Source organism: Gammaproteobacteria bacterium, assembly GCA_022450155.1.
In the GTDB taxonomy this organism is placed as follows: Bacteria; Pseudomonadota; Gammaproteobacteria; order Arenicellales; family UBA868; genus REDSEA-S09-B13.
In genome coordinates, this window is sequence record JAKUQR010000032.1 from 1 (window position 1) to 21,658 (window position 21,658).

At 52.7% G+C, this 21,658-nt stretch carries 21 protein-coding genes; 13 read left to right on the top strand and 8 right to left on the bottom strand.

What is annotated here, in order from left to right; genetic code table 11:
* Positions 1–5: 5 nt before the first annotated feature.
* The 3 genes from MK323_13605 to trpS form a co-directional block, all read right to left on the bottom strand.
* Entirely contained in the window at positions 6–902 is an 897-nt protein-coding gene (locus MK323_13605) for a prohibitin family protein (protein MCH2483186.1), read from the bottom strand.
* A 94-nt stretch (positions 903–996) separates the two neighbouring features.
* A complete protein-coding gene (yajC, locus tag MK323_13610; GenBank protein ID MCH2483187.1) occupies positions 997–1,734 on the bottom strand; it encodes a preprotein translocase subunit YajC in 738 nt (245 codons plus the stop codon).
* Between the two features lie 760 nt (positions 1,735–2,494).
* On the bottom strand, positions 2,495–3,508 hold the full coding sequence (gene trpS, locus MK323_13615) for a tryptophan--tRNA ligase (protein MCH2483188.1): 1,014 nt from the start codon (positions 3,506–3,508) through the stop codon (positions 2,495–2,497).
* 298 nt (positions 3,509–3,806) lie between these two features.
* On the opposite strand from trpS, the gene MK323_13620 reads away from it, so the two are divergent.
* Both MK323_13620 and MK323_13625 read left to right on the top strand, forming a co-directional pair.
* On the top strand, positions 3,807–4,178 hold the full coding sequence (locus MK323_13620; GenBank protein ID MCH2483189.1) for a hypothetical protein: 372 nt from the start codon (positions 3,807–3,809) through the stop codon (positions 4,176–4,178).
* Between the two features lie 27 nt (positions 4,179–4,205).
* On the top strand, positions 4,206–4,625 hold the full coding sequence (locus MK323_13625) for a GNAT family acetyltransferase (GenBank protein MCH2483190.1): 420 nt from the start codon (positions 4,206–4,208) through the stop codon (positions 4,623–4,625).
* A gap of 28 nt (positions 4,626–4,653) precedes the next feature.
* Here the strand turns inward: MK323_13625 and MK323_13630 are convergent, their stop codons facing one another.
* The 3 genes from MK323_13630 to MK323_13640 form a co-directional block, all read right to left on the bottom strand.
* Positions 4,654–6,291 (bottom strand): fatty acid--CoA ligase, encoded by a 1,638-nt coding sequence (locus MK323_13630; protein MCH2483191.1) that lies wholly within the window; start codon positions 6,289–6,291, stop codon positions 4,654–4,656.
* Between the two features lie 62 nt (positions 6,292–6,353).
* Positions 6,354–6,836: a MaoC family dehydratase gene (locus MK323_13635; protein MCH2483192.1), complete on the bottom strand. Its 483-nt coding sequence runs from the start codon at positions 6,834–6,836 to the stop codon at positions 6,354–6,356.
* A gap of 70 nt (positions 6,837–6,906) precedes the next feature.
* The gene (locus MK323_13640; GenBank protein MCH2483193.1) at positions 6,907–7,557 is read right to left on the bottom strand and encodes an alpha-ketoglutarate-dependent dioxygenase AlkB; all 651 of its coding nucleotides are present in this window, start codon (positions 7,555–7,557) and stop codon (positions 6,907–6,909) included.
* Positions 7,558–7,876: 319 nt separating this feature from the next.
* Here MK323_13640 and MK323_13645 point away from each other — a divergent pair, with 319 nt between their 5' ends.
* The 6 genes from MK323_13645 to ccmI are packed head-to-tail and all read left to right on the top strand — an operon-like array spanning position 7,877 to position 12,936.
* The gene (locus MK323_13645) at positions 7,877–8,629 is read left to right on the top strand and encodes a heme ABC transporter permease (GenBank protein ID MCH2483194.1); all 753 of its coding nucleotides are present in this window, start codon (positions 7,877–7,879) and stop codon (positions 8,627–8,629) included.
* Positions 8,626–8,793, top strand: a complete 168-nt coding sequence (ccmD, locus tag MK323_13650; GenBank protein MCH2483195.1) for a heme exporter protein CcmD — start codon at positions 8,626–8,628, stop codon at positions 8,791–8,793. The genes MK323_13645 and ccmD overlap by 4 nt, the downstream gene beginning before the upstream one ends.
* Positions 8,790–9,230, top strand: coding sequence for a cytochrome c maturation protein CcmE (gene ccmE, locus MK323_13655; protein ID MCH2483196.1), 441 nt, complete (start codon positions 8,790–8,792; stop codon positions 9,228–9,230). The genes ccmD and ccmE overlap by 4 nt, the downstream gene beginning before the upstream one ends.
* Positions 9,227–11,206 carry a heme lyase CcmF/NrfE family subunit gene (locus MK323_13660; protein ID MCH2483197.1) on the top strand — a complete coding sequence of 660 codons (1,980 nt, stop codon included), beginning with the start codon at positions 9,227–9,229 and terminating at the stop codon, positions 11,204–11,206. The genes ccmE and MK323_13660 overlap by 4 nt, the downstream gene beginning before the upstream one ends.
* A 3-nt stretch (positions 11,207–11,209) precedes the next feature.
* Positions 11,210–11,704, top strand: a complete 495-nt coding sequence (locus MK323_13665; protein MCH2483198.1) for a cytochrome c-type biogenesis protein CcmH — start codon at positions 11,210–11,212, stop codon at positions 11,702–11,704.
* Positions 11,701–12,936 carry a c-type cytochrome biogenesis protein CcmI gene (ccmI, locus tag MK323_13670; GenBank protein MCH2483199.1) on the top strand — a complete coding sequence of 412 codons (1,236 nt, stop codon included), beginning with the start codon at positions 11,701–11,703 and terminating at the stop codon, positions 12,934–12,936. The genes MK323_13665 and ccmI overlap by 4 nt, the downstream gene beginning before the upstream one ends.
* A 76-nt stretch (positions 12,937–13,012) precedes the next feature.
* Here ccmI and MK323_13675 read toward each other — a convergent pair whose 3' ends face one another.
* Together MK323_13675 and MK323_13680 are read right to left on the bottom strand one after the other, a co-directional pair.
* Positions 13,013–14,239, bottom strand: a complete 1,227-nt coding sequence (locus MK323_13675; GenBank protein ID MCH2483200.1) for a M24 family metallopeptidase — start codon at positions 14,237–14,239, stop codon at positions 13,013–13,015.
* A 73-nt stretch (positions 14,240–14,312) separates the two neighbouring features.
* Entirely contained in the window at positions 14,313–15,746 is a 1,434-nt protein-coding gene (locus tag MK323_13680; GenBank protein MCH2483201.1) for a hypothetical protein, read from the bottom strand.
* 459 nt (positions 15,747–16,205) lie between these two features.
* Between MK323_13680 and MK323_13685 the strand changes: the two genes are divergently transcribed.
* The 5 genes from MK323_13685 to MK323_13705 all read left to right on the top strand — a co-directional run bounded on the left by MK323_13685 (position 16,206) and on the right by MK323_13705 (position 21,658).
* On the top strand, positions 16,206–17,366 hold the full coding sequence (locus MK323_13685) for an extracellular solute-binding protein (protein ID MCH2483202.1): 1,161 nt from the start codon (positions 16,206–16,208) through the stop codon (positions 17,364–17,366).
* A 183-nt stretch (positions 17,367–17,549) separates the two neighbouring features.
* Complete coding sequence (locus MK323_13690) at positions 17,550–18,353, top strand: ABC transporter permease (GenBank protein ID MCH2483203.1); 804 nt, start codon at positions 17,550–17,552, stop codon at positions 18,351–18,353.
* Complete coding sequence (locus tag MK323_13695; GenBank protein ID MCH2483204.1) at positions 18,350–19,156, top strand: ABC transporter permease; 807 nt, start codon at positions 18,350–18,352, stop codon at positions 19,154–19,156. The genes MK323_13690 and MK323_13695 overlap by 4 nt, the downstream gene beginning before the upstream one ends.
* An 11-nt stretch (positions 19,157–19,167) precedes the next feature.
* A complete protein-coding gene (locus MK323_13700) occupies positions 19,168–20,268 on the top strand; it encodes an ABC transporter ATP-binding protein (GenBank protein ID MCH2483205.1) in 1,101 nt (366 codons plus the stop codon).
* Between the two features lie 94 nt (positions 20,269–20,362).
* The gene (locus MK323_13705; protein ID MCH2483206.1) at positions 20,363–21,658 is read left to right on the top strand and encodes an amidohydrolase family protein; all 1,296 of its coding nucleotides are present in this window, start codon (positions 20,363–20,365) and stop codon (positions 21,656–21,658) included.

Genomic DNA, 21,658 nt, shown 5'->3' on the forward strand with positions numbered 1-21,658 from the left:
GTGACCTAGTCGGTTGCTGGAAGTTGCAGGATCAAACCATCTGGACCTCCGCCCATTAAGGTTTGAGGATATGCACCATCCCATTTGGCAATCGCATTATATTTAATTAATGAAGAGGTTACTGATTTGGCCAGTACGGTGTTGGCCCTGGCTTGAGCATCAGCGAGTTTCTCAATCTGATAAGCTTCGGCGTCAGCGAGTGTGCGTACAGCATTAGCATCTGACTTCGCTGCCTGCTCACGAGCTTCCGCCTGTTTTACCTGCTGTTGAGCTTGTTGTTCAACAATGCGCAATTGGGCCTTTTCTCGCTCAAGCTGTTCCTGACGTTCCTTAGTCTGTATTACTGCACTGGTCACCACCTGAGGAAGAGTAATGTCCCGGAACAAAACTGCCTCAACGGTAATGCCTTTCTTAAACATGTAATCAGTCAGACCATCTTCCATAAACAATTGCATATCCCGTTGCGTGGTATCGAGATAAAAGTCCTGGGATTTAGCGACAGTTTTCCCTGCTTCTCTCAATAAGGAGCGAACCTTGGGTGTCAGCAGTTTAACAATGACATCATTGAGATCTCCTGTTTCCTGCAGCATTGTTGGCGTATGCGATGGATTTATCCTGAAAGTCACCGAGATATCCATGGAGGTTTTTAATTTATCCTGAGACGGCACTTGCACCCTTTCCCAGGTTTCAGTGACTACCCGCAGATCATAGTTATAAAACTTCAATAGTGGATTAACTAGATGAAAGCCTTCAGGCAGCGGTTGATCACGAATTTCACCAAAAAATGTGGCAACTTTGTTATGACCCGGTGAGACCGTGGTGTAGGAATTCATTCCCACCCAGGCCAGTAAAAACAACACCACAATAGATACAATTGCTTTAAAACTAAGATTTAGATTCATTCCTATTCCTGGTGAAAGGTAACTTGGAATTAATTTTTGCTAATTCCAGGATTGTTAATGAGGCTAGCATCGCTGAAGACTAATGGACGAACACCTACTTGAATGGGAGGAGTAGGTTCCTGATCCATTGTTTCCATTCTACGCCGTTAATTGTGAAATTTTTCGATTGGTCTCCATAGGTCGCATTATCGGATTGTGGCTCGGCAATCTGACCTGACGGTTCATCTTCACCCTGTACTATGGCATCTACATCTTCCTTGACAGAAACTTTCTTGATTTTTTCTTCTATTTCCTTTTTTGCGGCTTCTAGTTCTTTAAGTTCTAACGTGGCGTCTTCCGTATAGGGATTCTCAAACGTGGCGTCCTCGGTCGCATTATCGGATTGTGTGCCGACAATCTGACCCGAAAGATCGTTAGCGGATGCCTTAGATTTCTTTCCAGAGCCTTTAGATCGCTTGCTAGAGCCTTTCGATGTTTTTTCCCCACCACCAGCCAGTTCTTTGAACGTACCCTTAGGAACCATCAGTGCAATCGCATGTCGCTGAACCTGGACATTGACGCTCTCGATGCTGACGCCCTGCGCTACATCGATCGTCACAAAGTAGTCATCCAAATCTGTCACCTTACCCAGCAGGCCGTCGTTGGTGGCGACCTCGTCGCCTACCCTCATTGCCGCCACCATGTCCTTGTGTCCTTTTTTCTTTTTTTGTTGGGGGCGGATCAAAAGGAAATAGAACAGTCCAAAAATTAGGACCAGTGGCAGAAAACTGAACAGGCTACTGCCACCACCCCCACCTACTTGTGCCCAGGCGTCGGCAATTAAAAATCTCATCATTTTGGAACCGGTAATTGTATGGAAAACCGCTGAATTATCCCATAATACCGTCGGTGCAGGTTGTGAAGCCGCTAGATCAGCGTCTGCGGAATTTCATCTTCTTCCGGTTCGGTAACCAAGCTCATCAGTTGAGCGAGTTCCTCCCGTAATTCATCCTCTTTTGTTCGCGTTTTGCGCTTGGGTTTTCTTTCGGGTGTCCAACGTCAGCGCTTCTGCGGGGCCTCTTCTTCTGGAGTCACCAGTTCCACTACCGCTTCAAGCACCTCAACAACAGACACCGCCTCAACGGAGGATTCGTGCAGCGATTCAACCGCGACCATAACTGACCTCTCTCTATCGGGGCCAAGGAGTGGTGAAACCTTGGAAGGCTCCCAATCCATCTCTATCAGGTGGACAAAAACTGGGGCAGGATCGGTAGGCGTCGATCTTTATAAGTCGGCTGTTTTCCACTACCGCATTGCTGACGAAAACGATGAATCTAAACAGAACGCAACTGGTATGGAGTGGACGCCTCACGATACCCTCCCAGATAGTTCAGAGTATCAGATCAAACTGATCTCGCCCAACGATTCTACTGTTAATGATATAAGCGATTATTATTTTTCGATCACCGACTCGGGATAATAAAAAACTACGTCAGAAAACAGCCGCACCTTCATCGTAAAAGGTTACCGACCCAGATGGGTGTGGGTACCAACCTGACACAGTCTTTCAGATACCGGCCAACACCGCGAATGAGGTGCTCAGTTCAGGCAGGTCATGATCTATTAGGATCAAGAAACCCCATGATTTCACGCACTTCGGCCACGATCGGCCTGGAGAGTTGTGCGGCCCGGTCCGCACCATCAGCAAGAATCTGGTCTATCTCTCCTGGTTCAGCGGTCAGCCGCTTCATTTCACTGCTCACAGGGTCCAGCCGTGCCACTGCCAAGTCTGCCAGCGCTTTCTTGAATGTACTGAACCCCTGCCCTTGGTATTCCTGGATAACCTGGTCGATCTCGACATCTTCCAGGGCCGCATAAATCGAAACCAGGTTCAGCGCCTCCGGCCGCTCCGCCAACCCTTCAACAGACTCTGGCAGTGGATCGGGATCTGTTCTTGCCTTGCGAATTTTCTGCTCAATCTCATCCGCTCCATCGATCATGTTGATGCGGGAGTAATCCGATTCGTCCGATTTACTCATCTTTTTTGTGCCGTCACGAAGACTCATAACCCTTGTCGCTGAGCCAAAGATTTGAGGTTCAGGCAGCGGAAAATAATCAACCCCGTAGGTTGAGTTGAATGACTGCGCGATATCCCGGGTCAGCTCAAGATGCTGCTTTTGATCTTCCCCCACGGGAACATGCGTGGCCTTGTACGCCAGAATATCGGCAGCCATTAAAACCGGGTAAACATACAGCCCGACGGACGCCTGTTCCCGGTTCTTCCCGGCTTTTTCCTTGAACTGCGTCATTCGATTCAACCAGCCGAGCCGCGCGACGCAGTTAAACAACCACGACAGCTCGGCATGCTCCGGGATCATCGACTGGTTGAAAATTATGGATCGCGCAGGGTCTATGCCCGAAGCAATAAGGCCGGCAGTCACCTCCCGAGTCGCACGACTCAGTTCTTTAGGATCATGCGGGGCCGTGACGGCGTGTAAGTCCACCACGCAATAAATTGCTTCGAACTCATCCTGGAGCCTGGCCCAGTTCCGAATGGCACCCAGGTAATTGCCTAGATGAAGACTGCCCGTGGGCTGAACACCTGAAAAAATTCTGTTTTTAGACATTTACAGAGCTCAACATTCTCTATCGCTAGATCTGAATCTGTCGCTACCGACCAATCAGTAGGCGCCGTGGCAGGCGTATTATATGATGACCTTGATTCAAACCGACCCAATTGATCAAGAATCCTGGCTATCCTGTTCGGCGGCGGATTGCAGAAACAATCGATCAAGCTTAATTCTGCAGGGTACTGTCATTTATTTAACAGTTGCAGACCCTATAGTCACTGGGCACACACCTTGAGCCCTAAGCGTACGATGAACAGAGCCCGTGGTGGGTTGCATCCACAAATAGTTTGAGGCTATGACAGACACCATTTCCTCTACACTTGGTTTTCTTGCCACCACATTCGGCAGTGTCTTCACCTGGCTGTCAGCGTTTGCACGGACGCTCTGGTTCGGTACAGTGTTCGACTTCAAGTTGAGTGGTGTTGGATTTGCTCTGGTGATTGCCTGGATACTTTATCGCCTGCTGCAAATGTTCTTCGACTTATTTCTGGACAGCTGGCGTAGCCCTGCTCATGATCCCACTGACTTGATTCTGGGAAAACTGATCAGCCTGCTGTTTTATGGCACGCTCCTGCTCACGCTGATAGCAGTCAGCCTAACCTATGTGATGTTGCTGATTATTGCAGACCCAGCGGAATGGCTTAGCCAGTACTTTCCACTGTCTTAAGGCAGGACACTCCCGTACAATCATCCGATGAAGCTCAGAGCCTACCAGAATGACGACTGGCAGGCGCTCATAGACCTCTGGCAACGCGTATTCCCGGATGATCCACCGCATAACGACCCGAGTCAGGTGATCTCCGCCAAGCGGGCTGTAGACGACCTGATATTCGTCGCCCTCGAAGAAGATTCTATTGTCGGCGCAGTGATGGCGGGTTATGACGGACACCGAGGCTGGCTCTACGCGGTAGCTGTCGATCATCCTCACCGCCGCCACGGAATCGCTCGGCGCCTGGTCGCGCACGCCCTGGACGCATTACGTCAATTGGGGTGCATCAAAGTCAATCTACAGATCAGATCCGATAATGCACAGGTGGTTGCGTTCTATGAATCTCTGGGGTTCTGTGTCGAAGATCGAATCAGCATGGGGCTACATCTGCACCGGTCCGCCTGAATCAATGGGTCAAACCAAGTTCAGCACCCTAACGGAACTGAGTCCGTAAATACTTTTTGTCGATCTTACCGACGCTGGTTTTGGGTATCGCATCAACGACCTCTATCCGGTCTGGCACAGCCCATTTCGAGATCAAGCCATCCGAGACTGCCTGTAAGAACTCGTTGCGCACCGTTTCCGGGTCCAGTTCACCCTGCCGCGGAACCACCAGGACCAGCGGCCGCTCTCCCCACTTTTCATCGGCAATTCCAATCGCTGCCGCCTCACTGACGTTGTCGTGCTGGAGCGCAATGTCTTCCATATAGATTGACGAGATCCATTCACCACCGCTTTTGATGACATCCTTCACCCGGTCGGTCACTTTCAAATAACCAGAATCATCAAGGTACCCCAGGTCGCCCGTGTGGAGGTAGCCGCCCCGCCAGAGTTCTTCAGACTGTTCGGGATCCTTAAAATATCCTTGCGTCAGCCAGGGCGCCCGAGCCACGACTTCACCTATCGTGACGCCATCATGCGGAAGGTCATTCATTTCCGCATCAACAACTCGAATGTCGACCAAGGGAGCCGGTCGGCCTGACCTGCAGCGTACATCGATCTGCTCGTCTTCTCCACTAGCCATGTATTCGCCCGACAGTTGAGCAAGGGTCAATACGGGACCCGTCTCTGACATGCCATAGCCGCTGAATAGATCAATTCCACGGGCACGGGCCTGCACGGCCAATGCCACCGGAAGCGCGGAGCCACCAATCGTCATTTTCCAACCGCTAAAATCAACTGATTCCGCCTCTGGAGCATTCAACACCATGTGCAAAATTGTCGGTACACAATGGGAGAAGGTGACGGACTCCTTCTGAAAAAGATTCAGCAACTTCTTTGGCTCGTAACGCCCCGGGTAGATCTGTTTGACCCCGAGTAATGTCGCCAGATAGGGCACACCCCAGGCATGGGCATGAAACATCGGTGTCAGGGGCATATAGACATCCTGGTCATGAAACCGGCCTTGCTCTGCCGGACTCCCCATAGCCAGGCCCTTACCCAGCGTATGCAGTACGATCTGACGATGACTGTAATAGACGCCTTTGGGATTTCCTGTGGTGCCGGTGGTATAGAAAATGGTGGCGCGCAGCTCCTCGTCAAAATCTTCAAAGGCATATTCTTCAGACTGTGCGCCTAGCAAAGCTTCATATTCACCAGAAAACCGAATCGCTGACTCGGGGCTATCGCCTGATTCAGATATAACCACCCAGTCTTTAACGGTTTCTACCCGACTCAGAATGGTGCCCATCAGCGGCACAAATTCTTCGTTAATAAGTACGATGTCATCTCCGGCATGGTTCATCGTGTACAGTATCTGGTCAGGCGACAGTCGGATGTTGACGGTATGTAACACCGCGCCAATCATCGGGATGGCAAAAAAACATTCCAGGTACCGGTGACTGTCCCAGTCCAGCACGGCCACAGTATCTCCTTCCCTTACACCCAGTGACGTCAACAAGTTTGCTAACCGGGCGATTCTTTTCTTGAAGTCCCGATAGGTGTAGCGAAGTAGATCCGCATAAACGATTTCCTGATCAGGGTGTCTGAGTTCGAGGGTGTTCAGCAATTGCTTGATCAGCAGTGGATAGCCGTAAGCCGACGGTGTCCGGTAGATCTTATGGTCGCTCATAACACTCCCCGTTTAGCACGTTTCATCATAAGCAAGTCAATCCAGATCTCCAGCGGGGTTAATCACGTTTTACCAGCCGGTCGCCGGCGTATGAAATTCGCTGCGGTAGATGACAGCACAAGCTCATGGTTCTGATTGTGCACTTCTGTTCGGGTGCGCATCACGCCGAGCTCCGGCTTGCTTTTAGACAGTCTGGCTTCCAGAACTACCGCCCTCACAAACAAGGTGTCTCCGGGTCGAACCGGATGATACCAACGCAACTCGTCCAGGCCAGGTGAACCCTGACTGGATACGTCCGACAGAAAACTATCCGCAAATACGCGCATCATCATGCTGGCGGTGTGCCAGCCGCTGGCGATAATGCCGCCATAGATCGACTCCTTTGCCCGGATCTCATCGATATGAAAGTACTGCGGGTCGTAGCGGGTCGCAAAGTCGATCACTTCGCCAAGTTCAACACGGATTGAACCCAGTTCATATACTCGACCCGCCTCATAGTCTTCAAAGTATTTATCTTCGCCAGGACCCGGGAATGTATTGCTCATCAACTGGTGTCTCCTGGCAACCCAACTTCGGCTTCTGCTGTGTGACGCAAAGTCGATCCCAAGCCGTCACTCAGCTGACCAGTCTGACTTGTTGCGTGTCATACCGTAGCCCTATTGTTCGACGCGTATCAGTAACACCATTCACGAAATGAAAAGGCCGCGTAAAGCCTGATACCAGCCCAGGTCCACCCATCAACAAAAGATCACCAGGCTTGAATTCGACCTCTCTAGATCCATTGCCCTGGCGGTCATGACAGACACCAAAATAGCCATCACCTGTGAGCAGAATAATGACGATCAGGAAGCCGTAACGCACATGATCCCGGTGCGGGGTAATCCCGGCGCACCCCGGTGGGTACCGCTGGACGATCAAATCATTCAGTCGCAATGGATAACCTGCACTGTCGACTTCAGCGCCGGCCAGAGCATTCGTCAACGCCTGTTCCAGCACCTGAGCAAACTCCCATAAACCGTGGTCACTTGGTATGTCGTAACACAGATCAAAATCCTGGTAGACAGGTGCCTTTTCGGATCCTGTTGTGGCACGGGCAGGCCGATATTCGAGCTCATCGACGACAGACACCAGTGCATCTGCCTCAGACGCATCAAGGCACGGACAGGCGACAGCACCCACCCGCGGCAATGCGGTGATGCTGCTCGAAACTTCCAACAAGTCCAATTGTGAAGCCAGTACCGGGCGCCTGGCGCTGTCTGTGTTCATCTGGATCCAGATCCTAAACTCAACAAGTGACAAAGTGTATTTATGACACATATGGACCACAACCCTTCGGCGATTGTGGACCACCTTCAGAACGCCGCTGCACACTGCCCCGGTGCGACCATCGTCAAAAAATTCTGGAATAACACCAGATTCAGGCTCTCATAAACACTTTCTATCGTCATTTTTCGGGCTCAGTCGCCTAAAATACGCACTCCAGGCTGCCTACCACCCGATATCGCTACCTGTGGTGAATCGGGCCGGTCGCGGCAACCACTGTTACGAACTGACCAACACGATCCGTATCTGGCACTGAAAATTAATGTCATCTCTTTCCCTCGCCTTCCACAGACTGAGCTCGCTGCCGTACTTTTACGGCCTGGCCGGGAAACTACTGCCCTGGGCGGGAGGGCTTTGCATCGTGCTCTTTGGTGTTGGCCTCTACACCGGTCTTGCACTGGCGCCAACGGATTACGAGCAAGGAGACGGCTACCGCATCATCTTCGTCCATGTTCCTGCAGCCTGGATGTCGATGTTTGTTTATGTTGTTCTCGCCATTGCGGGCACCATTGCCTTGGTCTGGCGAATAAAATTGGCAGAGGTGGTGGCCCGGGCGAGTGCTCCTATAGGCGCTTCCTATACATTCCTTGCATTAGTCACCGGCTCTATATGGGGTAAGCCCATGTGGGGCACCTGGTGGATCTGGGACGCACGACTTACCTCCGAACTTGTTCTGCTTTTTCTCTACCTGGGTTACATGGCGCTGCAATCGGCCATCGATGACAGACGTACCGCAGCCCGGGCAGGTGCAGTACTGGCTCTCGTCGGTGTTGTGAATCTACCCATCATTCACTACTCGGTCGAGTGGTGGAGTACGCTACACCAGGGCCCTACCGTATCTAAATTTGACTCACCCTCTATCCACCTCTCGATGTTGATTCCGTTACTGCTGATGGCACTGGCATTCAAGATTCACTTTGTTACTGCTGTCCTCGCACGAATTCGCCCCGAGATTCTGGCGCGCGAACAACGCACGCAATGGGTGGAACGACTGATTTCAGCGGGCCAGCCATGACCGAATTCCTGAATATGGGCGGCTACGGTCTTTACGTCTGGCCTGCCTATCTCATCGTAGCCATCGTGCTCATCCTGAACCTTATAGTTCCGCTTCGACGCCACCGACGTCTTCTCAGTGAATTTTCGCGGCACAAAAATCGCAATCGACTTGAAGCGCCGTGACGCCCTTACGCAGACAGCGATTTATCCTCGTTGGTCTACTGGTTCTGGGCGTTTCTGTCGCACTTGGCCTCGCGCTGCTCGCACTCAGAGAGAATATCAACCTCTTTTTCAGCCCAACGCAGGTCAAGGCCGGCGAAGCGCCCCAACAGACCAGTTTCCGCTTGGGCGGTATGGTCGTCGAAGGTTCGGTCAGGCGCCCTGATGATGACCTGACCGTCGAATTCACTCTGACCGACACTGTCGAGCAAGTTACCGTAACCTACAAAGGTTTCCTGCCGGACCTTTTCCGCGAAGGCCAGGGAATCGTTGCTCAGGGCATGTTGAACAGCAATGGCCTCTTTGAAGCAAAACAGGTGCTGGCGAAACATGACGAAAACTATATGCCGCCAGAAGTCGCGGATGCGTTGAAGAAGGCCAAGGAGATGGGGCTCAAGTGACGGCTGAACTGGGGCTGCTGGCCCTCATCATTGCGTTTTGCACCGCAGTCGTACTCGGTATCGTCCCGCTTTACGGCTCAATCCGGCGGCATACCACCTGCATTGCCGTGGCCAGGCCCGCTGTCTGGGTACAACTGGTCTTTGTCGCAATCGCCTATGGCTGTCTCACTTACGCTTTTCTGGATAATGATTTCAGCGTAAGCTATGTTGCGAACAACTCAAATTCGAAACTACCGCTGCTGTACAAGATCTCGGGCGTCTGGGCCGCTCATGAAGGATCGCTGTTGTTATGGGTGCTGATCCTTTCCGGGTGGACAGGGGCTGTAACTATTTTCAGCCGCACTGTACCGGACGACATGATCGCTAAAGTTCTGGGCGTCATGGGTCTTATCAGCGTCGGCTTTTTGTCTTTTATTTTGTTTACCTCCAACCCTTTTAGTCGGCAATTTCCGCCGGTAACGGAAGGACGGGACCTGAACCCACTCCTGCAGGATCCTGGACTTGCGATCCACCCGCCGATGCTTTATCTGGGGTATGTCGGGTTTTCGGTAGTTTTTGCGTTTGCAATCGCGGCTTTGATAACCGGGCGACTGGACATGGCCTGGGCCCGATGGTCCCGCCCCTGGACCACAACAGCCTGGTCTTTTCTGACACTGGGTATTGCGCTGGGCAGCTGGTGGGCTTACTACGAACTTGGCTGGGGTGGCTGGTGGTTCTGGGATCCGGTTGAAAACGCGTCTTTTATGCCCTGGTTGATGGGTACCGCCCTTATTCACACACTTGCGGCGACTGAAAAAAGAGGCGTTTTCAAGGCCTGGACCGTTCTACTCGCAGTATTCACGTTTTCACTGTCATTACTAGGCACGTTTCTGGTGCGTTCCGGGGTGCTCACATCGGTACATGCTTTTGCAAGCGATCCTGAGAGAGGTCTTTTTATACTTATCTTTCTGGTCATCGTGGTCGGTGGCTCACTGACTCTCTATGCCTGGCGCGCGCCGAGTATCCGTAGTGTGCCTGGATTCAACCCTGTGTCGCGTGAAAGCGCTTTGTTGATTAACAATGTCCTGCTCGTGACGACCACGGCGACTGTCTTATTGGGCACACTTTACCCGCTGTTCATAGATGCCCTCGGCCTGGGCAAGATCTCGGTCGGCCCACCTTATTTCAATTCCATTTTCGTTCCGCTAACGGTGCCACTGGTTGTTGCAATGGGATTTGGTGCGCTCTGTCGCTGGAAAAAAGACACCTTTGCCCGACTTCGGGGTGATCTCGGCATGCTGCTTCTGGCCAGTTTGCTCGCAGGTGGGATCTGTCCGTTGGCCATGGATCACTATTCACTTGCTGCAGCCAGCGCCGGCACACTCGGCTGCTGGGCGATGTTTACGGCTATACGAGGGCTGTGGATTCGAGCTACACCTGGACGTCGTTGGCAGGGTCTTACGCGGACCCCCCGGGCCTACTGGGGCATGACACTGGCACACTCGGGCATCGGTATATTTGTGATTGGCGTTGCCTTCACGACCATTTATTCGACGGAAAAAGATCTCAGTATGGCGCCCGGTGAACGCTTTTCAGTCGGTCGCTATGAATACCAGTTCGACGGTGTCCAAAATCTGTCGGGCCCTAACTACGTCGCACAAACTGGTACGGTCATCATCAGTCGCGATGGCCGCCTCATTGCCCGGCTTTCACCAGAAAAGCGTCGTTACCTGGTTCAGCAGATGCCTATGACAGAAGCCGGCATTCAGGCTGGATTCTGGGGTGATTTTTATGCCTCACTCGGCGAACGCCTTGATGACAGGGGCCGTTGGGCTGTCAGGGTGCAGTACAAAGCCTTCATTCGCTGGATCTGGTTGGGTGCTCTACTGATGGCTGCAGGGGGCCTGCTTGCAGCCTCTGACAGACGGTATCGCACTGTGGCGCGTGCACCTGTCCGCGAACCGGCCGCACAGACAACGCCGATTCTGTCCGGATAACCCATGCGGTCTGATCGATTCGCCTTCCGGTCCGCTGCTGTTGCCGTTGTCCTGCTCTGCGGTGCCGGCATTGCACCCCCCTCGGTCCATGCCGTGATGGAACCGCTCAAATTTGAGTCAAGCAGCCAGGAGTCTCGTTATAAGGCTTTGATCGCCGAGCTTAGGTGTCTTGTGTGTCAGAACCAGAATCTCGCGGATTCCAATGCTGAACTCGCGCGTGACCTGCGACTACTGACCTACAACATGATCCTGTCGGGAAGCTCAGATAAGGATATCGTTCAGTTCATGGTGTCTCGCTATGGTGATTTCGTACTCTACCGGCCACCGTTTAAACCGAGTACCGCCTTGCTCTGGCTTGCCCCCTTATTGTTTATGGCGGGAGGATTCTTCGTACTGTTTCGAATCTTTCGCTGGCGAAAAAATATCAGGCCACTGGACGTTCCACCGGATCAGCGTGCGAAGGTGCGTAAATTGCTGCAAGACGATAACTCCGCATGATCGTATTTGGAGGGATCGGCATGGCCATGCTCGCGTTGGCGTTGTGGCTGTTGTTGTGGCCGTTAATGACCCGATCGACCCGTACGACCATACCGCGACACGAGCTCAATGTTCGGATTGCTCAGCAGCGACTGGCAGAGATCGCAGTCGAATTGAAGAACGAGCAACTTTCAGACGCAGACTTCAGTACCGCGCAAACGGACCTGGAAGATACGCTGCTGACTGATATTGAACCGGGAAAAACGTCAAATCCCCTGAGGAAATCGGGGCCGTTGCCAATCTTGATTGTCGCCCTCTTGTTTCCGACCGCGGTTATTGCACTTTACCTGGTCCTGGGGTCACCAGAACGCCTCTCTACTGAAGACCGCACAGCAACAACCGACACCAGCGCGAGATCACCTGACGCTTTACTGGCTGAATTGAAATTGCGCCTCGAACAGAACCCGACCGATCGTGAGGGCTGGGCTATTTTGGCAAACGCCATGATGAGTTTAGGCGATTACACCCAGGCGGTTAACGCCTACGAAAAACTCTATGCCCTTACTGGGGATGACTCTGAAGTACTGGTGCGTTACGCCGACGCGTTGGCCATGCTCCAAGGGGGCACCCGGAGTGAACGGGTGGTCACATTACTAGACCGGGCGCTCAAGATCGACCCGGACCAACCCCAAGCGCTGTGGTTGGCCGGGATGGCAGCCGAAGCACGGGGGGACCTTCCCGGCGCACTGGAATACTGGCACCGCCTTAAACCGGCACTGCACGCTGACCCCCGTGCACAGTCCGAACTTCAAGCCCTGATAGAGCGGGTGACCCAACTCGCGGCTAGCCGGGGTCTTGACGTAGCAGATGATCCCAAAACTGTCCAGCGACTGAATCGAACAGTGGCACCTGTCACCCTGAAGGTACGAATCGAGATCACACCGGCCCTTGCGACACAGATTGAATCGTCGCACACCCTTTATGTCTATGCCCGTTCAAATGCGGGGGATCGCAGACCGATTGCTGCCGTCCGTCGTTCGGCCAGCGAGCTTCCGCTTGAAATTGTCTTGGATGACCGTTCCAGCTTAATGGGGAACTCGGTGCTTTCCGATTTCGACACCGTTACCCTTGGCGCCCACATCTCTCGCACCGGCGACGCGATCAAGCAACCCGGGGACCTGGCCAGCGAATCAATCCCTGTAGACCTCAGGACGACTGCCCAAGTCACCCTGATGATTGAACCACTGGACTGATCGACGCCACAGTTCTACACCAGCCACCGGCACAACATCCGGTGTCTAGACAGGATATCAGCGGCGTATTGCCCGGCTAAGTGGTCCGCGATCCAACAATATTGGATTCGGGGCCGAACGGGAACGCTGTGATGTTGTCTGCACCTGCTTCGGTGACAATCAGAATATCGTGCTCTCGATATCCACCCGACCCTGGAACGCCTTCGGGGATCATAATCATCGGTTCCATGGATACCACCATGTTGGGCGCCAGCACGGTGTCAACGTCTTCTCGCAATTCCAAACCGGCTTCCCGCCCATAGTAGTGCGATAAGGTGCCAAAAGAATGCCCATAGCCAAATGTCCGGTACTCAAGCAGGTCATGTGTCTTGTAGATTTCGTTCAACTCAGTCGCAATATCACGACATCGTACACCGGGTCTGATCAACTCAAGACCGCGGCGATGGACTTGGCAGTTGATTTCCCAGAGTTCAAGCGACCTGGAATCACAGTGACCCAAAAATAGCGTTCGCTCCAGAGCCTGGTAGTACCCTGAAATCATAGCAAATGTGTTCAAACTGAGAATATCTCCGGGCAGGATGCGGCGAGTCGTCAGCGGATTGTGCGCACCGTCCGTGTTGATTCCCGACTGCACCCAGGTCCAGCTATCCATCAACTCTGTGTGGGGGTAAGTTCGGGCAATTTCGCGGACCATTGCCTGGGTTGCATGAATTGCGACCTCGTACTCAGGCATACCCTCTCGAAGGGTTTCAACCACGGCGGCACCGCCAAGGTCACAAATTCTTGCACCCTCACGGATCAGTGCAAGTTCTTCAGTCGACTTATACATACGAAGCCGCATCGCAACCTCACAGATATCAACCAGTTTTCTGCCTGGCAGCACGGATCTGAGCTTCTCGTGATTCTGCAGCGTCAGATGATCCGATTCGATTCCGATGGTGACAGCGTCACCCACCAACTGCTTAACCCCTTCAAAGAAATTGTCCTTGTGCCAGTCCGTATAGATGAGATTGTCGTGGCCGAAAGTCTGTCGCCACGGCTGTGCGCCATCGATATTGGCGCTGATGGTCGTCAACCGGTCCGCAGTGATCACACACCCATAATTACGCCCGAAAGCGGTATATACGAAGTCCGTGAAATAGTTCACGCAGTGCATCGATGTCAGTATCACCGCCTCGATCTGCCCTGCGACCATATGCCGCCTCATCGCAGCAACACGGCGGTTCATTTCGTGGTCCGAAAAAGTCGGTTGCGGCGGCTTGCCGTTCTGTAGCGTAAGCGTTCTGGGTCGGTGGTCCGGCATTCAGGAACTATCTCCTTGCTACGGTTGAATGAGCCCTCTCAGGCAGCACCACCTGCACGATCGAATCCAGCACTTATCGGATATCTGGAAAGATACTTTCCCAATCGAAATCATCGAAAAAAGCCATGTATTTCTGATTACATTGGGTCTGGTAGTCGGAACCGGGTAACACCGAGGACACACAAAAATAGTCTTCACGCAGTGCCTGCGTCTCTGGGCTTTCTTCTATCGCAACTGTCGCGATCCCAGCGATTACCCCCCCTTGCCTTTCGATCAGTTCTATCGCGGCACCCATCGTACCGCCGGTCTCTACCCACTGGTCAACGAGCAGGACCCGGGTACCCGGTCGGAATGCCGGCTTTCGAAGTTCGAGAGACTGTGTCCGTTTGGAGTAATTGATGAACTCCACTTCCTCGGTTGGGACCGGCAACTTGCCCGCCTTGCGCACGGTTAGAATTCCCGTACCCAACCGAGTGGCCAGTGCCGCACCCAGTACATAGCCGGCAGCGTCTATACCCGCAACGACATCAATGAACATTGTGCGAAAAGGAAAAACAAGATCGTCGACCATCTGGGTAAACGCCCGACCATTAATGTAGGCCGAGGAGGGATCCAGCCAGGCGAACGTGTCACCCTTTACCGTAGGCGCCATCTGCCGAAGATACGAGCGCTCGCTACCCTGGTCGTCTGCCGATGCAGAAGCATCGCGGCGCACAGCAGAACAGCGGCAGTTATCGATCAAACGCAATAACCTTGTCTTGTCTATATTGTAGAAGTCTTCAGGCAAATTTATCCCGGTGGCAACCAGTATCGCATCAACATAGGGCGCGTAAACATGGACATTTTCCGGTGTAACACCAGAAGCCACCGCCAGCGCGCTGTCACCGACACCTTGTCGAAAGGTTTGTATCTTTTCGATTTCGGCGGCTTCGCCGGTCGCGACTCCCGAAGTGGTTACGACATCCATCCACTGCGCTGCAATTTGCCCTGATGCAAAGTAATCCGCTGGGTCGACGGCTCGCTGTTTCTTAAAGGCTGTTCCACCAAAATAGATTCCCGGCCAGCCACTCTCCTCGCGGACGGTATTGATACCTTCGGCCTGGCTTTGTGACTCATGTTGCTCGTCTATACAGGCATCATCCGCCCAGTAAGCATCAATGGGCAGACCTCTAAACTCAAGGTCAGCCAGAACCGGGAAGGCATCCCGCCCGGTCACCCCAAGGAAGTTGACCCCCAACCAAAGCAGTGGATGAGCCTGTCTACACCGTTCAACCAACAGCAAGAACTGCTCTACATCGAAATCATGATTGATCAGAAATACACCTTGTGCGCCGCAGCGAACAGCAATTTCAATGTTACGATCAATCTGCTCGTCATCCTGAGCATGAATCACAGGGAGTACCGCAGGCCCAACGATCTTGAATTGTTTGTGAAAGATATGACTGTGCACTGCTCGACCTCGAATTTCGTTAACGCACGGTAAGGTTAGATTACCTTTTCTATACATTGCCACAAACCCTCTCCATATTCCCCCACCACTGATGGTGGGGGGCCAATAATTCTCTGGATCCACTGCTGATGCGTCTGTGGGTGTTTTCGCGCGGAATCGGCCTCGGCACCGCTACCAGTCTACAAATTGCGCGGCGCCGACAGAACCGATAGTCAACATCAATTGATCGCTTCAACATTCTGAATCAGCGAAGTTATTTTCCTGTCGGTGTCCATGGTCAGGATTGATGGGGAGTCGCTAACGCAAAACTTAACTGACGCAGTATCGACCGGGGCGCACCTTTTGAAGTACCCTTGTACGACAGCCAGCTAGACACAGAAGACTCTGGGGATGCTGGCAGTATGCGGAGTGCTCGATTCAGTCGCTGCAACACAATTTGTGAGTAACAGGCCGGTACTCAAGTGGCTCGTGCACCGTCTGAAACGAGCACTGACCCAACCAACAGGAGAACAAACGATGAGCAAAAAAGCAGTTCCCGAAAAACCCGATCGCACTAACATCGGCAGAAGAAACATTCTAAAGGGTGTCGGTGCCGCTTCAGCAGCAACCGCCTTGAGCGTACCGATGATTCTTGTGCCCCCGCGTGCTCATGCCGCAACCGAACTCACCATGATTGCCTGGTATGGTCACGGTGAACCGGACATGGTTGAAGAGTTCGAAGCCATGCACAACGTCAAGATCAAAGCCAAATATTATGCCGGTGGCGACAATATGCTGGCGCTGATATCACAGTCACCACCCGGAACCTACGACATCGTCCTGTCAGACGGCGAGTTTGTGCAGCTGCTTAATGAAGCGGGCTACATCGAAAAGATGGATCCCAATGAATACAACATGCATGACCTGTTCGATGAGTACTCCCGGTTCCCTGGACACTGGAAAGGTGATGATCTGTATTCTGTGATTGTCAGGTTCGGATATTTAGGTGTCTCGTTCAACACCACAATTATCAGCCACGAAGAGGCTATGGACTACAACATCCTCTGGGATTCCAAGCTGACAGGCAAGGTCGGCCACTTCGACTGGCACTTGCCCAACCTGGGTTGCTTGAGTTTGAGAGACGGTAACAATGACCCAACACCCTTTGACATCAATGCTGCACAATGGAAAAAACTTCAGGAGACAACCCTGTCGCTTAAACCCCAGGTCGGCGGTTACTTCGACTATGGTGGCACGTTTTCATCCCTGAAATCCGGCCAGATACACGCCATGTGCGGCATCGGCGACTGGATCACAGGTGTCGTCAAGAAAGACGGTGCGCCGGTTGACTCGGTCGTGCCGAAACAAGGGGGCATTCAGTGGACTGAGTCGTACTCCATTGGCAAGGGGTCGCAAAAGCAGGACCTGGTCAAGAAGTTTATCAAGTACATGACTTCAGGCCCTGGTCAAGTTCGGTCGTCACAAATGGCGGCTTACCCCGCTATGTCGCCCTACAAATCCGGATGGACAGCACTCAATCAGGCTAACCCTGCGGAAGCCAAACGACAGCGCATGAATCTGGACGGACCGAACTGCATCGATGATCTTCGCGAAGGCCGCATCCACTTTCGACGGACACCGATTCAACAGTCTCTTGAAGACTGGAATGACTTTTGGTCTGAATATAAAAACGCATAAAACTCAATGAATCGAGCGGGTCGGTGGTTACTGGCCCGCTCTTTTTTCTGGGTTACCGGCATCCTGGCATTCATTGAATCTCCCTAACCACTCACGATCGCTTCGGCAACTACCGCACAGGATATCTCAATAAGCACTTATTCTCACCAGCGTACAGTCACTGTGTATGGCCTGACATGGTCTATGCCTATTGTCGTGTGGCAGCTGGTATTTTTTGTATTTCCGCTGTTATTTTTGTTGTTGATGAGTTTCTGGCTGGTTAAGAACTACCGCATGGTACCTGGCTTTGATTCGGTGAACTGGGTCAAGATGTACGGCAAGGGCTACTTCTGGGATGGTTATTGGCGTACCCTGGGCTATGCCGGCATCACGACGGTTGTCACCAGTGTGCTTGCATTTCCTTGTGCTTTTACATTGGCATTCAAAGTTTCGCCGACTGTCCGCCAGTGGGCGATGTTTTTCCTAATCGTTCCGTTTTTCACCAGTTATCTGGTGCGTATATTTTCCTGGCAGATCTTTTTAAATGACAACGGGATCATCAACGTTCTATTGAGTTCGGTAGGGCTTGGCCCTTTTTCGATGCTTAATACGTTCTTCGGGACACTGGTGGGCTACCTTACCCTTTGCTTGCCGCTGGCGGTGGTTTTGCAGCTTATCTCGCTATCCAACGTGGATCGGCGCCTGGTTGAGGCTGCCCACAACCTCGGCTGTGGCAGCTTTCGTACCGTCTTTGCAGTGATCATACCGCTTGCCAAAATCGGCATCATTGTAGCTGCCGTATTCTGTTTTATCCTTTCTTTCGGGGATTTTGTCAGTCCCTATTACCTCGGCGGATCCAAACCCCCCACCTTGAGCATCTTGATCATCGATACCACCAAATCAGGGCAACAGTGGCCTCGTGCCGCGGTTGTTGCGATTACCATGATCGTAACGCTGTTCGCAATCATGTTTACCGCTATTGCACTGGCCTACCGGCGACGCTCATGATCCGCGCAAAAACGTACAACGGGCTGTTTTATTTTTACGTCGCGCTTGTATTCGTTTTTATATTTCTCCCCATTCTGACGAGTTTTGTATTCTCGTTTAATTCCGAGCGTTTCCCCACCATACCGTTGGGACACTTCACCCTGCACTGGTACACCCTCGCCTTTACCGACGCCGATGTCTGGGACGCCTTCAGGGTCAGTCTGATCGTGTCCTTGTCAGTTGCTTTTATCGCAACCTTCCTGGGGTTCTGTACAGCCTATACGGATTACCGCTACAACTTTTTTGGAAAGTCTGCGTATCTCGCGCTCTCGTTGCTGCCGCCCACTATTCCCCTGGTCATCATGGGGCTCGCAATGCTAGCGCTGCTCGCGCGTATCGGCATGTCCGGCAAGATAATATCGATCATTGTGAGTCATGTTGTATTGTGTTCACCGTTTGCAATGGCCATTGTGCGCATGCGTTTGGCGCAAATTGACCCCAACCTGGAATCGGCCGCCTGGAATCTCGGTGCATCCCAATGGCGAACCATGCGGGAAGTGATTGTGCCCTTTTGCGCACCGGCGCTTATATCTGCTTTCTGCCTGACTGCAGCCGTCTCATTTGATGAATTTGCCGTCGCCTGGTTTGTTTCCGGACTGAATAAAACAGTTCCGGTTATGATTCTCGAGATCCTACAAGGCAACACTGACCCCAGGATCAATGCCATCGGGTCGGTGGTTTTCGTCACCTCCATCACACTGGTCATACTTGCGCAGATTATTTACATGAGAAAATCAACCCGGAAAACGCTCACAGGCTTTTGATGGAAGACTCAGTGGCAACTAACCAGACACAACCGCTTGTTTTGTTTGACCATGTCACCAAACGGTTTGGTCCGACGACAGCAGTGGACTCGATTTCTCTTCAGATCTTCGAGGGCGAATTTCTATCGATTATGGGTCCTTCCGGTTGCGGTAAGACGACAACCCTTCGAATGCTTGCCGGGCTTGAGGAACCCTCTGAAGGCGAAATTCAACTCGCCGGCGAGCGCATCAACAACGTCACCGTTTCGGAACGGGACACGCCGATGGTCTGGCAGTCTCTGGCTTTGTTTCCCTTCCTGAATGTGATCAAGAATGTTGAATTCGGACTGAAAATGCGGGGTGTATCGGCCACTGAACGGCACCAGCGCGCCCTTGACTGGCTCGAAAGACTGGAAATCGTTGACTTTGCTGACCGAGAGATCAGCCAACTTTCCGGTGGACAACAACAGCGTGTCGCGCTGGCAAGGTCGCTTGTCACAGAACCTCGTATTTTACTGCTCGACGAACCGCTCAGTGCACTGGATGCCAACCTCGTCGTGCGAATGCAGGGCGTTCTGACGAAACTTCAGAAAGAACTGGGCATCACTTTTGTCTATGTCACCCACCGACAGTCCGAGGCGTTTGCAATGTCCGACCGGGTGGTCATCATGAATCAAGGAAGAATAGAACAAATCGATTCGGCAAAAGGGATCTACCGCAACCCGGCAACGCGGTTTGTCGCAGAGTTTGTTGGCTCAAATAACATATTGACCGGAGCGGTCACCTCGGTAGATGGGCTGATTGAAATCGATACACCTGCCGGCCGTTTCAAATGCGCCAGCAGCACGGATCACGAATGGTCAATCGGTGACACCACCAGTTTGGTAATCAGTGCCGATCTGGTCAGGCTGAGCACTAGTACGGCAAACGACACCAACGAAATGGAGTGCCGATTTATCAGCGAGGAATTCGTCGGCTCGATTGTCACCGTCCTGGCTGAGACACCAGACGGTGCCGACTTTAGAATTCAACTCCAGCAACGTGAATTGTCAGAACTCGATCTCAAGGTTGGGGCGGCGGTGTACGTGCGCTGGGACAGTCACGATGCACACCTGCTCCGCAACACGGCCTGATTGGGAGGTCAGCGCATGAATCAGATTCCGATTGATGCGGTCATCATGTTGTTGAGTCACTACAACAGCACGTTTCAACAGTGGGGGGATGGATTTGCTTGACCTGCTGATCAAAAATGCTGTGCTGATAGACCGGCCGTCGCCTGTTGATATTGCCTGTCAGAATGGCCGAATTTTGCAGGTCGACCCACATATCCAAGCACAGGCAGAGACCGAAATAGATGCCGAGCAGCAGCTGGTAACAGCCCCATTCGTCGACAGTCACTTTCACATGGATTCGACGCTGTCGTACGGGCGACCCCGCGTCAATCAGAGTGGCACCTTGCTCGAAGGCATAGCCCTGTGGTCGGAACTCAAACCCCATCTCACTATCGAGGACATTAAACAGCGCGCGCTCACCCTGTGTGGCTGGGCGGTGGCTCAGGGAAATCTTGCTATTCGCAGTCACGTGGATATCTGCGATCCGGAATTGACTGCCGTTCATGCTCTACTGGACGTCAGAGAAACCATAAAACCCTATCTCGACCTTCAATTGGTCGCCTTTCCGCAGGACGGATATTTTCGATACGCGGGGGCAGTCGACCTGCTGACCCGAGCACTGGACCTTGGTGTAGACGTTGTAGGTGGTATACCGCACTTCGAACGCACCATGGCGGATGGCGCACAGTCCGTGCGCGAACTCTGTCAGATAGCGGAAGCGCGCGGACTTATGGTCGATATGCACTGCGATGAATCCGACGATCCGCAGTCCCGACACATAGAGACCCTGGCTTCAGAGACACAGCGACTCGGCCTGCAGGGCCGCGTAACGGGCTCCCATCTGACCTCCATGCACTCCATGGACAACTACTATGCCGGCAAACTCATGTCACTGATGGCTGAATCACAGGTGCATGCTGTAGCCAACCCGCTGATCAACATTACGCTGCAGGGCCGTTCCGATACCTATCCGAAACGGCGCGGCATGACGCGAGTCAAGGAGATGATGCAACTCGGGATTAATGTTGCCTTCGGTCACGACTGTGTGCTCGATCCCTGGTATTCACTCGGCAGTCACGACATGCTCGAAGTGGCTAATATGGGGCTACATGTCGGACAGATGACAGGCATCACCGAAATGCATCAAGCATTTAAAGCGGTGACTTCGAATGCGGCCGAGGTGCTCGCCCTGGAGAACTATGGACTTGAACCGGGTTGCAATGCCGACATGGTGATACTACAGGCGGCCGACCCCATTGAAGCACTGCGATTGCGGGCGAACCGGCTGTTTGTCATCCGGCGTAGTCAAGTGATTGCGGAATCTGCCCCCGTCAAAACAACGTTAAAAATGTTTGATACCGAGTCAGATATCCGGTTCAGCCGGGCGGAATTCGACGACCTAGCCCGTTAA

What these genes read in the sequence shown, in the direction of transcription:
- yajC (MCH2483187.1), bottom strand. Translation starts at nt 1,734, where the DNA reads ATGAGATTTTTAATTGCCGACGCCTGGGCACAAGTAGGTGGGGGTGGT.
- MK323_13625 (MCH2483190.1), top strand. Translation starts at nt 4,206, where the DNA reads ATGAAGCTCAGAGCCTACCAGAATGACGACTGGCAGGCGCTCATAGAC.
- MK323_13695 (MCH2483204.1), top strand. Translation starts at nt 18,350, where the DNA reads ATGATCCGCGCAAAAACGTACAACGGGCTGTTTTATTTTTACGTCGCG.
- MK323_13665 (MCH2483198.1), top strand. Translation starts at nt 11,210, where the DNA reads ATGCGGTCTGATCGATTCGCCTTCCGGTCCGCTGCTGTTGCCGTTGTC.
- MK323_13645 (MCH2483194.1), top strand. Translation starts at nt 7,877, where the DNA reads ATGTCATCTCTTTCCCTCGCCTTCCACAGACTGAGCTCGCTGCCGTAC.
- trpS (MCH2483188.1), bottom strand. Translation starts at nt 3,508, where the DNA reads ATGTCTAAAAACAGAATTTTTTCAGGTGTTCAGCCCACGGGCAGTCTT.
- MK323_13685 (MCH2483202.1), top strand. Translation starts at nt 16,206, where the DNA reads ATGAGCAAAAAAGCAGTTCCCGAAAAACCCGATCGCACTAACATCGGC.
- MK323_13675 (MCH2483200.1), bottom strand. Translation starts at nt 14,239, where the DNA reads ATGCCGGACCACCGACCCAGAACGCTTACGCTACAGAACGGCAAGCCG.
- MK323_13620 (MCH2483189.1), top strand. Translation starts at nt 3,807, where the DNA reads ATGACAGACACCATTTCCTCTACACTTGGTTTTCTTGCCACCACATTC.
- ccmI (MCH2483199.1), top strand. Translation starts at nt 11,701, where the DNA reads ATGATCGTATTTGGAGGGATCGGCATGGCCATGCTCGCGTTGGCGTTG.
- MK323_13635 (MCH2483192.1), bottom strand. Translation starts at nt 6,836, where the DNA reads ATGAGCAATACATTCCCGGGTCCTGGCGAAGATAAATACTTTGAAGAC.
- MK323_13640 (MCH2483193.1), bottom strand. Translation starts at nt 7,557, where the DNA reads ATGAACACAGACAGCGCCAGGCGCCCGGTACTGGCTTCACAATTGGAC.
- ccmD (MCH2483195.1), top strand. Translation starts at nt 8,626, where the DNA reads ATGACCGAATTCCTGAATATGGGCGGCTACGGTCTTTACGTCTGGCCT.
- MK323_13630 (MCH2483191.1), bottom strand. Translation starts at nt 6,291, where the DNA reads ATGAGCGACCATAAGATCTACCGGACACCGTCGGCTTACGGCTATCCA.
- MK323_13605 (MCH2483186.1), bottom strand. Translation starts at nt 902, where the DNA reads ATGAATCTAAATCTTAGTTTTAAAGCAATTGTATCTATTGTGGTGTTG.
- MK323_13690 (MCH2483203.1), top strand. Translation starts at nt 17,550, where the DNA reads ATGCCTATTGTCGTGTGGCAGCTGGTATTTTTTGTATTTCCGCTGTTA.
- MK323_13680 (MCH2483201.1), bottom strand. Translation starts at nt 15,746, where the DNA reads ATGTATAGAAAAGGTAATCTAACCTTACCGTGCGTTAACGAAATTCGA.